This window comes from Streptomyces sp. NPDC003635 (genome assembly GCF_053587635.1).
The window spans coordinates 411,039-421,693 of the sequence record NZ_JBSFOK010000001.1 but is presented as its reverse complement, the minus strand read 5'-3'; the positions used below and the strand labels follow the sequence as shown (position 1 = coordinate 421,693).

Genomic DNA, 10,655 nt, shown 5'->3' with positions numbered 1-10,655 from the left:
CCGCTGAACGCGGGCGGCGTCGGGTACGTCAGCGGCATCTACCTCAAGGGCGACGAGACCGGCGGCGTCACCACCAAGTGCTCCTGATCAGCCGGTGCCCTGGACGGGGCGCGCGAGTCCGCAGGTGCCGGAGCTCGTCGCCCCGTCGGATCCGGTCAGTTCCACGACCAGCCGGCCGTCGGCGTCCTCGCCGTAGGCGATGGTGCAGATCAGCTGGCGGCGAGCGGTGTCGCTCAGGCCCTTCACGGCCAGGGGAAGACGCGCGACGACCTTGCCGCTCGGGGCGCGGTCGACCTCGATGGACGGGTGGCGGCCGGCGACCGGAAGGTCGGTGCGCAGGCCCGCGGCCAGATCCTCGTCGCGGGGACCGACGAACAGCGCGGAGATGACCTTCTCCGTCGGCACCGGGCCGGTCGGCTCGTCGGAGACCTCCACCTCGTCGCCCTCCGTGAGGACGGTGGAGGGCCCGGTCGACCGGATCACCGGGACCACTCTCCCGTCCGGGGACCGGAAGAAGAGCAGCATGTCGCGGTCGCGGTCGAGGAAGGCCTGGAAGCTCGCGGGACCGCCCGCCTCGACGACGTCGGTGTCCTGGATGCCGCAGCCGCCGAGCAGCGGTACGGCCGCCGCGACGGCGAGGGCCGCCACCGCGCGTCGGCGCGTCCACCCAACGCTCATGCCCCGGCCTCCTCCGCGTGGACGTGAAGGGGTGCCCCCTCCGCCCGCTGCGGTGCCTCCCCCGCGTGAAGGGATGCCTCCCCCGCGGGCGCTCGCTCCACGTGCAGCGGTATGTCCACGGTGAAGACGGCGCCGCCCCCGGGCAGGTTCCCCGCGCGGACCGTTCCGCCGTGGAGCTTCACGTTCTCCAGGGTGATCGCCAGGCCCAGGCCGCTGCCCGCCGAGCGGGTGCGGGCCGCGTCGGCCTTGTAGAAACGGTCGAAGATGTGCGGCAGCGCCTCGGGCCGGATGCCGGGCCCGCTGTCCGCGACCTCGGTGATCAGCACCGGCGTGCCCGCGGAGGACGCCTCGGTGCGCAGCCGTACCGTGACGGGCGCGCTGCCGTGCCGCAGGGCGTTGCCCACGAGGTTGGCGATCACCAGGTCGAAGCGGCGCGGGTCGAGCCGGGCGCGGATGCCCTCGGGGAGTTCGACCCGGACCCGGTCGTCGGTCCAGTGCCGGTTCTGGAGGGTCTTGCGGATGGCCTCGGCGACGTCGACCTCGTCGGCGTTCAGCTCGGCCGCGCGGGCGTCGAAGCGGGAGATCTCCATCAGGTCCTCGACGAGCACGGCGAGCTTCCCGGTCTCCGCGCTGACCAGCCGGACCGCCCGGGCGGTGTCGGCGTCCAGCCGGTCGGCGTCCTCGTCGAGGACCTCGGTGACGGCGAGCATTCCGGCGAGCGGGGTGCGCAGTTCGTGCGAGACGTCGGAGGCGAAGCGGCGGGCACGGGCCTCGGCCTCGCGCAATTCGCGTACCGAGTGCTCCAGTTGGCCCGCGGACTCGTTGAAGGTGCGGGCCAGGTCCGCCAGTTCGTCGCTGCCGCGCACCGGGATCCGGGTGTCGAGTCTGCCGCTGCCCATGTGCTGGGCCGCCTGGCTCAGTTCCCGTACCGGGCGCAGCACGCTGCGGGCGGCGATCAGGGCGGGGATCAGCGCGATGGCGAGGCCGGGCAGGGCGCCGTCCCGGGCGGCCACGAGAAGGGCGTCGACGTTGACCTGCTCGTCGGTCATCCGCATGACGGCGTACAGGACGAGTCCGCTGGTCACCTCGCTGTCCGGGCTGGTCCTGAAGACCATGGGCATGGCGATGGTCAGGTAGGGGACGCCGTCCTTGACGACCCGCTCGAAGGTGCCGTGCGGCTTGGCCCGCGCGGCGCGCCGCAGTTCGGGGGTGATGACGGTGGAGACGGGGTTCTCGCCCGAGGAGGCGCGCAGCGAGCCGTACTCGGCGAACACCACCCACGGGTGCGGCTTGCCCTTGCGGGCGATGTCCCGCAGGACCGCCTCCAGGTCCTCGCCGCCGCGCAGGGGCAGCCCGAAGCCGGTCTGCTGCACCTGGTCCCGGAACGAGGAGACCGCCGTGTCCTGGGCGGCCTGGAGCACCGCGTTGCGGGCCTCCCGGTAGGTCAGCGCGGCCGTCGTGCCGGCGCTGACGGCGGCGACCAGCAGGAAGGCGAGCAGCAGCCGCGTCCGCAGCCCGAACGCCCGGACCCGGCGGGTGGGACGGCCCGTGGTCACAGGGGTCCGAAGCGGTAGCCGAAGCCCCGCAGGGTCTGGACGTAGCGGGGGCTGCCGGCCTCGTCCTCGATCTTGCCGCGCAGCCGGGCGACGCAGGCGTCCACCAGCCGGGCGTCGGCGTGGTAACTGTGCTCCCAGACGTGCTCCAGCAACTGCTGTCTGCTGAAGACCTGTTCGGGGGCGGCGGACAGGTGCAGCAGGAGCTTGAGCTCCGAGGGGGCGAGCGTGAGCGGTCGGCCCGCCTTGGTGACGGTCAGCCCGACGCGGTCGATGGTGAGTGCGCCGTAGACCTCGATGGCCGGGCGGCCGGGGCCGCTGTCGTCGAGGCGGCGCAGCACGGCACGGATCCGGGCCTCGATCACCTCGGGGCGGGCGGGTTTGACGATGTAGTCGTCGGCGCCGGCCTCCAGGCCGATGACCACGTCGAAGTCGTCGCCGCGCGCGGTGAGCATGATGATCGGCAGCTGGCTGTGGTCGCGGACCTGGCGGCAGACCTGGACGCCGTTCATGCCGGGCAGCATCAGGTCCAGCAGCAACAGGTCGGGGCGGAACTCGGCCAGCGCGGCGAGGCCGGCCTCGCCGGTCGCCGCCGCCCGTACCTCGTGGCCGCGGCGGCGCAGACCGAGTTCGACCCCCTCGCGTACGGAGGGGTCGTCCTCGATGAGGAGCACGCGGGGCATCGGCAGTTCTCCCTCGGTGTGGTCAGGTCCGGGCCCGTCCGCGGCGCAGACCGGAGAGCAGCGCCTGGAGTTCGGCGAGGCGCAGCGGACGGGCGAGCAGGGCGAAGGTGAGCACGACGGCGGCGGCCCCCGCGGTTGCGGCGGCGAGCGAACCCGCGGGTGCGGTCGCGCGGACCGCGAGGTGGCCGAGCCCGGTGGCGGGGACGGCGGCGAGCAGCAGCCGGGCGTGCGCGCCGACGGAGGAGGAGCGAAGCGGGCGTTCCACCGCGAGCCGGCGGCTCAGCACCCGGCCGGTCAGCGCCCAGCCCGCGCACAGCGCCAGCGCGTACGCCGCCGCCATGCCCGTCACGGCCCAGCGGGCCGGCAGCAGGTGGGCGGCGGCCAGGGACAGCCCCGCGTTGAGGGCGACGATCACCAGGTTGAGCAGGAACGGCGTACGGGTGTCGGAGAGCGCGTAGAAGGCGCGGGACAGGACGTACTGGCCGGACAGGGCGACGAGGCCGGGCGCGAAGGCCATCAGGATCCCCGCCATGGCGGCCGTGTCGTCGGCGCTGGTCCTGCCGTATCCGAAGACGAGGGCCATCACCGGCTGGGCGAGGGCGAACAGCGCGCAGGCGGCGGGTACGACGGCCGAGGCGCTGACGCGCAGGGCGTGCGAGACGTCACGGCGTACGGCGGCGGTGTCGCCGTCGGCGGCGGACGCGCTCATCCGGGGCATCAGCGCGGTGACCACGGAGACGGTGATGATGCCGTGCGGGACGACCCACAGCGCGTAGGCGTTGTTGTAGGCGCCGAAGCCGGGGCCGCCGTCCTGGCCCGCGGTCGTGGCCAGCCGGGTGGTGGCCCAGTAGGCGGCCTGGTTGGCGAGGACCAGCAGCACCAGCCAGCCGGCCGAGCGCAGGGGGCGGGTCAGTCCGCTGCCGCGCCAGTCGAAGCGGGGCCGCCAGCGGAAGCGGGCCGCGCGCAGGGCGGGGACGAGGACGAGGGCCTGGGCGGCGATCCCGGCGGTCGTGCCCCAGCCGAGCACGGCGGTCTCGGTCGCGGTGAGCGTGTCCCCGCCGCCCAGGGCGAGGGCCAGGTACAGGCCGAAGACCGCCATGACGACGAGGTTGTTGAGCACCGGCGCCCACATCATCGCGCCGAACCGGCCGCGGGCGTTGAGCACCTGCCCGAGCAGGGTGAACAGGCCGAGGAAGAAGATCTGGGGCAGGCAGTAGCGGGCGAAGGCGGTGGTCATGGCCGCCTGCTCGCCGGTGTAGCCGGTGTAGGCGTCGACGATCGCCGGGGCCAGCCACACGGCGGTCGCGGTGATCGCCAGCAGGGCCACGACGCAGACCGTGACGAGCCGGTCGGTGTACGCCGCTCCCCCGTCGGTGTGCTCCTTGGCGGCCCTGACCAGCTCGGGCACGAACACGGCGTTGAGCGCGCCGCCGAGGAGCAGCATGTAGACGATGGTGGGCAGGGCGTTGCCGACCGCGTAGCCGTCGGCGACCGGCCCGATGGTGCCGACCGCCGCCGCCACCACGGCGGAGCGGGCGAAGCCGGTGGCCCGGGAGACGAGGGACCCGGCGGCCATGACGGCGCTGCCGCGCGCCGGGGCGGCCGCCGCGGGTTTGGTCGCGGTCTGGCTCATCGACGGTTCAGGTACGCCTGGAAGGCGCGGTAGAGCGTGTGGTTGGCGCTGCCGCCCAAGGGCCTCTCCCATTCCCCCAACGTCTCGACGACCTGTCCCCCGGTGCCGAGCTTCCACCGCAGCAGTCCGTACGCACGTTCGCCTGGATCGAGAGTGGAGGGTACCCCGCGCATGTCGTAGACGTCGGCGCCGAGGGCGTGGGCGTCCAGCAGCATCCGCCACTGCAGGGCGTTGGAGGGCCGGACCTCGCGGCGGTGGTCGGCCGAGGCGCCGGTCTGGTACCAGGCCCGGCGGCCCACCGTGATCAGCGTGTGGGCGGCGAGGATCTCCCCGCGGTGCCGGGCGAGGTACAGCTTCATCCGGCCCGGTTCCTCGGCGTTGAGGGCCGCGTACTGCCGCTCGTAGTAGGCGAGCGAGCGGCCGAGCCGGAAGCCGTCGCGGCGCTCGGTGATGCCGAGCAGCCGGTAGAACTCGGGGAGTTCGGCCGCGCTGCCCACCACGACCTCCACGCCCTCCTTCTGCGCCCGGCGGACATTGCGCCGCCACTCCTGGTTGAGCCCGGACCACAGGTCCCGCTCGGTGCGTCCGGCGAGCGGCACCTGGAAGACGTGCCGGGGCTGGGCGTCCCCGTCCTCCCCGGTCCCGTCCCCGCCGCAGCGGCGCCAGCCCCGGGCCCGCAGCCGCTCGGCGACGGCGGTGCCGAGCGGGTCGACCTCGCTGGCGAGGACGTCGCCGAGGCGCCGTCCGGGGCCGGAGAGCGGCTTGAGGCGGGCGGCGTCCCAGCGCCGGTAGGCGGGCGAGGGGCCGATGCGTACGGCGAAGACGCCCGCGCGGCGCAGGTGTTCCAGCAGGGGGGTGAGCCAGCCGTCGAGGTCGGGGTCGGCCCAGTCGGCGACGGGCCCTTCGGGGAGGTAGGCGAAGTATCGGCGGGTGCCGGGGAACTGCCGCAGCAGCACGAGGGCGACGCCCGCCAGCCCGCCAGCCTCCGGATCCGGCCCCCAGCCGAGGAGTTGGGAGCGCCAGCCCTCCTTGACGTCGGCCCAGGACGGGCACTGGAGGAACCCGGCGCCCAGCGCGGTGCCTTCGGGGGACGCGAGGAAGGCGCGGTAGGTTCCCGGGGTGACGGTGCGCAGGGTGAAGTCCCGGTGGTGTGCCGGGGACACGCGGCTGGGCGGCACGAGCAGCGCTGACACGGTCTGAGCCTCTCCTTCTCCCCGGTCCTGTGGCGGGGACACACAGGAGGCTCACAGCGGTCCATGACGGCGCCGTCCGGCGAATGTGACCGGACCATGACCGTTGCGCACCAGACGCCGTCACGTTGCTCCACAGCGGCTGACCTCGGGTTCTTCGGCTCTACAGTCACGACATCGCCCCTTTTCGCCTCTCCCGGAGGTCCCGTTGTCGCGCATTCGTGTACGCACCTACGGCTACGTGCTGGCCGCCCTGCTGGCCCCGCTCACCGCCTGCTCCTCCTCCGGCTCCGGCGGCTCCGCAGGCGCCCCGGACGACAAGGCGCGGCCGAAGGGCGAGGTGACCGTCACCGTCACGCCCGAGGGGGAACGGGTCCCGGCGGGCGAGCCCGTGCGGGTCAGGGCCGCGGGCGGCAGGCTCACCTCGGTGACGGTCACCGACGCCGAGGGCCACCGGCTGCCCGGCCGGACGGCCTCCGACGGCGCGTCATGGACCTCCACGCGCAAGGCCGTCCCCGGCGCGGAGTACCAGGTGACGGCGGCGGCCGAGGCAGCGGGCGGCGGGCCGGCGAGGACGACGAAGTCCACCTTCACCACGGCCCCCGCGGACAAGGTCAACAAGGTGGACTGGCGACCGGGCGCCGACAGCACCGTCGGCGTCGCCCAGCCGATCTCCCTGGTCTTCGACCACCCCGTCGAGAACAAGGCCGAGGTGGAGAAGCAGCTCAAGCTGACCACCTCGAACGGCACCGAGGGCTCCTGGGGCTGGATCCGCGACTGGTCGGGCCGGGACCGGGTGGACTGGCGGCCCAAGGAGTACTGGAAGCCCGGCACCGAGGTCACGCTGAAGGCCGAGCTGAACGGCACCGACTCGGGCACGGACGGCGGCTGGTTCGTACGCGACTACACGACCACGTTCACGATCGGCGCCCGGCAGATCGTCAAGGTCGACCTGGACAGCCACCGGCTGACCCTCGAACGCGACGGCGAAACCGTCCGCCGCATCCCGGTCTCCGGCGGCACCCCGGGCGGCGACAAGCGCTCCTGGCGCGGAACCGCGGTGCTCATGGCCAAGGAGGGCACGATCAACATGAACTCCGAGACGGTGGGCCTCGGCAACGCCTACGACAAGATGGTCGACTACTCGATGCGGCTCACCTGGTCGGGCATGTACGCCCACGCCGCGCCCTGGAACGCCGCCTGGTTCGGCAACGCGAACCGGAGTTCCGGCTGCATAGGCATGAGCACCGCCGACGCGTCCTGGTTCTACGCCCAGGTCCGCCCCGGCGACCCCTTCGAGATCACCGGCAACGACACCAAGGGCGTGGTCGCCCCGGGGAACGGCTTCGGCGCGTGGAACCTCTCCTGGGAGGAGTGGCGGGAGCTGAGCGCGCTGCGGTGAGGTGCGTGCGGCCCGCCTGGGCCGCTGCTCGCCGTCTCAGCGGTCCTGGCACCGCGGGCACCACACCGTCCCGCGCCCTCCGACCCGGGTCCGGTTCAGGGGGGTGCCGCAGCGGGGGCAGGTGGGGGTGGGGTCGTCGCGGTGGCCGGTGAGCCAGGAGTCGCGGGGCGGGACACGGCCGGTGGGGACCGCGGAGCGCAGGGTTCGGCGCATCTGCGTGTACAGGCGACGGCGGTCGGTCTCGGTGAGGGCGCTCGTGGGGCTGGTGGGGCGCAGACCCGAGCGCCAGAGGATCTCGTCGGCCAGGAGGTTGCCGAGGCCGGCCAGGACGGACTGGTCGGTGAGGGCGGTCTTGACGCTGCCGCGCCGGGCGGCGAGCGCGCTGTCGAACTCCCCGCGGCCGACCGTCAGCGCGTCGGGCCCCTGCCCCTCCAGGAGCGCCCCGACCTCCGACTCGTCGTGCGCCAGCCACAGGCCCTGGAGCTTGCGCTGGTCGCGGTAGCGCAGCTGGCGGTCGCGGGACAGGGTGAACAGGACCCGGTCGTGCGGGGCGACCTCGTCGTCGGGGTGGGCGCACAGCAGTTGCCCGGTCATGCCGAAGTGCAGCAGGACGGTGGGGCCGCCGGTGCGGGCCAGCAGCCACTTCCCGTGCCGCTGCGCCGCGGTGAACCGTCGCCCCTGAAGCGCCTCCCGCAGACCCCGCGCGCTCGTGCCGTGCAGGACGCCCGCGTCCCGCACCTCGACCCGGCGGACGGCCCTGCCCTTCGCGCACTCCTCGAGCACCCTCCGGAACCCCTCCACGTCGGGCAGCTCGGGCATGGGCACCTCCTCACACCATGGTCCTCCCGGGCGGGTGGCGCGGCACCTGCCCGGAAGGATCACGAGGGCGCAAGGGATCAAGAGGATCGAAAGGAGCGCTCAGATGGCGTCGAGGTCCCGGTCCCTCGTCTCGGGCAGGGCCGGCGCGCACAGCAGGGCGGGCTCGTGCGCCGGACCGGCCGGGACGACGTCCTCAGATGCGCAGCACTCCGCGGAACGCCCCGTGCCCCGCTCCCCGGGCCGTCAGGGCCAGCCAGCCGTGGCCGGTCACCCGGGTGTCCGGGCCGACCTGGGCGGGGTCCACGGAGAGATGGCCGCAGGCGGTCTCGGCCGTGGTCGTGCCCGCGTTGGGCGAGTCGTCCTCGAACTCCGGCTCGTAGTCGGGGTCGTCGGCCGCGAGGGTCTCCCACGGGAGCGGGTCGCCCTCCCAGGCCGGGTCGTCGTAGGCGGTGTAGCGGCGCACGACCCGGCCGTCCTTGGCGACGATCCAGATGTCGGAGCCGCCCGCCTCGTCCAGGTAGAAGAAGTGGGCCTCGCCGCAGTGGGCGCTGACCTTCTCGATGCCCTCGATCATGCCTTCCCACGGTTCGCCGACGAGGAGGTCGAGCGGGCCGTACAGGAGCCGCCAGCCGTCCAGTTCGGGGGTGACGAAGGCGCGGCCCACGCTGTGGAAGGTGCCGTCGGGCCCCTCGACACGGACCCGCTCGTCGACCTGCGTCGCGTGGATGCCGCCCTGGACCGTGATCGGGCGCCGATCGTGCAGGCCCAGGGCCTCGAAGAGGTTCTCGTACGTGGCCCCGGGGACCGCGATCCACCAGCCGCACATGCTCAGGGAGGGCAGCCGCGGGGTCTCGTGCGGGATCTTCGTCCGTATCAGGCGGTCCAGCACGGCACGGTCCCGCTCGTCGAGCGCGTCGGCGCCGCCGGTCGCGGCCAGCGCGGCCATCGCTCCGCGCCGGATCGTCGGCGACTCGGCCGGGTCACGGCGGAGCGTGCGCAGGCGGGAGGCGAAGGAGTCGCCGAAGAGGCGGGCGTACTCGGGCGCCTTGTAGGGGAGGGGGCTGCCCTGGGCGTACGTCTCCACCAGGGCCCTGAAGCCGGCCTCGGAGTCCACGCGGAGCCTGACGAGGCCGGCGAACCCCTTGCCCCTGACCCGCCGGCTCGGATCGGCCGCCAGGGCCGTGTACTGCTCGGCGGATCGCTCGTCGAACACCTCCAGGAACCGTCCCGCCTGCCACTCCGGGATCTCCTCCCGCCGCCATGCCGCCACGACCAGGTCGAAGGCGGGCGGGCCGATCCGCTTCAACACGCGTATGACCGGTTCGAGTTGCCGGGTGCTCTTGGTGCCGGCGACGCTCTGGAGCAGCGCGGGAACCAGGACGTCCGCCTGCATCGCCAGCCGCTCGACGTCCTGCGCGTCCGGGTCCTGGAGCAGGGCTTCGATATCGATCTTCATGCCGGACGAGGCTAGGGCATCACGACGCTGGGGCAGTTGTCGTACGTCACCGGCACCCGCCCCCCTAAACAGTCGAAGCAAACTTCGAAATCTTTCGAAATTCAGAGGAGCGAGCATGATCCGATATCCGCGCCAAAGAAATTCATGAACGCAAATAGCTCTCCTGAGCTGCTCACATTACCAGTTCAAGCTACCCGAATGTTTCGTAACAGATGCCGAAACTATTGACACTTGACGTGCTCGCACCAACACTCCTGCCGCATGAAGAACTCACTCGCACGGTTCCGACTACTCATCAGCGGCGCCTGTGCCGTCCTGCTGATGGCCTTCGGCGCGGTCACCGCGCACGCCGACACCGTGGTCACCACGAACCAGACCGGGACCAACAACGGCTACTACTACTCGTTCTGGACCGACGCCCAGGGCACGGTCTCGATGAACCTCGCCGCCGGGGGCAGCTACAGCACCCAGTGGAGCAACACCGGGAACTTCGTCGCGGGCAAGGGCTGGGCCAACGGAGCCCGCCGTACCGTGACCTACTCCGGCACGTTCAACCCGTCCGGCAACGCCTACCTGACGCTGTACGGCTGGACCGCGAACCCGCTCGTCGAGTACTACATCGTCGACAACTGGGGCACCTACCGGCCCACCGGCACCTTCAAGGGCACGGTCACCACTGACGGCGGCACGTACGACATCTACAAGACGACCCGGTACAACGCCCCCTCCGTCGAGGGCACCAAGACCTTCGACCAGTACTGGAGCGTCCGGCAGTCCAAGCGCACGGGCGGCACCATCACCACCGGCAACCACTTCGACGCCTGGGCCCGGGCCGGGATGCCCCTCGGCAGCTTCAACTACTACATGATCATGGCGACCGAGGGCTACCAGAGCAGCGGCAGCTCCAACATCACCGTCGGCGGCACCGGTTCGGGCGGCGGAGGCGGTGGCGGTGGCGGTGGGACCGGCTGTTCGGCGACCCTGTCCGCCGGTCAGCAGTGGAGCGACCGGTACAACCTCAACGTCTCCGTCAGCGGCTCCAGCAACTGGACCGTCACCATGAACGTGCCGAGCCCGGCGAAGATCCTCTCCACCTGGAACGTCGCCGCCAGTTACCCCAGCTCACAAGGCCTCACCGCCAAACCCAACGGCAGCGGCAACAACTGGGGCGTCACCATCCAGCACAACGGCAACCACACCTGGCCCACCGTCTCCTGCACGGCGACCTGACCAGCGAGGGA

The 10,655-nt window shown here is 72.6% G+C and carries 9 protein-coding genes; 2 read left to right on the top strand and 7 right to left on the bottom strand.

Annotation, left to right across the window (positions count from 1 at the left end; genetic code table 11):
* Positions 1-87: 87 nt before the first annotated feature.
* From ACWDRW_RS01945 to ACWDRW_RS01925, 5 genes are read right to left on the bottom strand one after another with little or no spacing between them, the layout of a single operon-like run.
* Positions 88-678, bottom strand: coding sequence for a hypothetical protein (locus tag ACWDRW_RS01945; protein WP_451718640.1), 591 nt, complete (start codon positions 676-678; stop codon positions 88-90).
* Positions 675-2,234 (bottom strand): ATP-binding protein, encoded by a 1,560-nt coding sequence (locus ACWDRW_RS01940; RefSeq protein ID WP_451718637.1) that lies wholly within the window; start codon positions 2,232-2,234, stop codon positions 675-677. Before ACWDRW_RS01940 ends, ACWDRW_RS01945 begins: the two co-directional genes overlap by 4 nt.
* Positions 2,231-2,914 (bottom strand): response regulator, encoded by a 684-nt coding sequence (locus ACWDRW_RS01935; protein WP_451718635.1) that lies wholly within the window; start codon positions 2,912-2,914, stop codon positions 2,231-2,233. The genes ACWDRW_RS01940 and ACWDRW_RS01935 overlap by 4 nt, the downstream gene beginning before the upstream one ends.
* A 22-nt stretch (positions 2,915-2,936) precedes the next feature.
* Entirely contained in the window at positions 2,937-4,547 is a 1,611-nt protein-coding gene (gene murJ / locus ACWDRW_RS01930) for a murein biosynthesis integral membrane protein MurJ (protein WP_451718633.1), read from the bottom strand.
* Positions 4,544-5,740: a lipid II:glycine glycyltransferase FemX gene (locus tag ACWDRW_RS01925; protein WP_451718631.1), complete on the bottom strand. Its 1,197-nt coding sequence runs from the start codon at positions 5,738-5,740 to the stop codon at positions 4,544-4,546. Before ACWDRW_RS01925 ends, murJ begins: the two co-directional genes overlap by 4 nt.
* A 205-nt stretch (positions 5,741-5,945) precedes the next feature.
* Here ACWDRW_RS01925 and ACWDRW_RS01920 point away from each other — a divergent pair, with 205 nt between their 5' ends.
* Positions 5,946-7,139 (top strand): Ig-like domain-containing protein, encoded by a 1,194-nt coding sequence (locus ACWDRW_RS01920; protein ID WP_451718628.1) that lies wholly within the window; start codon positions 5,946-5,948, stop codon positions 7,137-7,139.
* A gap of 36 nt (positions 7,140-7,175) precedes the next feature.
* On the opposite strand, the gene ACWDRW_RS01915 is transcribed toward ACWDRW_RS01920, so the two are convergent.
* Entirely contained in the window at positions 7,176-7,958 is a 783-nt protein-coding gene (locus ACWDRW_RS01915; protein WP_451718626.1) for an Fpg/Nei family DNA glycosylase, read from the bottom strand.
* A gap of 193 nt (positions 7,959-8,151) precedes the next feature.
* On the bottom strand, positions 8,152-9,414 hold the full coding sequence (locus ACWDRW_RS01910; protein ID WP_451718624.1) for a hypothetical protein: 1,263 nt from the start codon (positions 9,412-9,414) through the stop codon (positions 8,152-8,154).
* 261 nt (positions 9,415-9,675) lie between these two features.
* Here ACWDRW_RS01910 and ACWDRW_RS01905 point away from each other — a divergent pair, with 261 nt between their 5' ends.
* Entirely contained in the window at positions 9,676-10,644 is a 969-nt protein-coding gene (locus ACWDRW_RS01905) for a glycoside hydrolase family 11 protein (RefSeq protein ID WP_451718621.1), read from the top strand.
* Positions 10,645-10,655: the final 11 nt, after the last annotated feature.

Coding starts and splice junctions, on each gene's coding strand:
- ACWDRW_RS01945 (WP_451718640.1), bottom strand. CDS start 678: ATGAGCGTTGGGTGGACGCGCCGACGCGCGGTGGCGGCCCTCGCCGTC.
- ACWDRW_RS01910 (WP_451718624.1), bottom strand. CDS start 9,414: ATGAAGATCGATATCGAAGCCCTGCTCCAGGACCCGGACGCGCAGGAC.
- ACWDRW_RS01915 (WP_451718626.1), bottom strand. CDS start 7,958: ATGCCCGAGCTGCCCGACGTGGAGGGGTTCCGGAGGGTGCTCGAGGAG.
- ACWDRW_RS01935 (WP_451718635.1), bottom strand. CDS start 2,914: ATGCCCCGCGTGCTCCTCATCGAGGACGACCCCTCCGTACGCGAGGGG.
- murJ (WP_451718633.1), bottom strand. CDS start 4,547: ATGAGCCAGACCGCGACCAAACCCGCGGCGGCCGCCCCGGCGCGCGGC.
- ACWDRW_RS01905 (WP_451718621.1), top strand. CDS start 9,676: ATGAAGAACTCACTCGCACGGTTCCGACTACTCATCAGCGGCGCCTGT.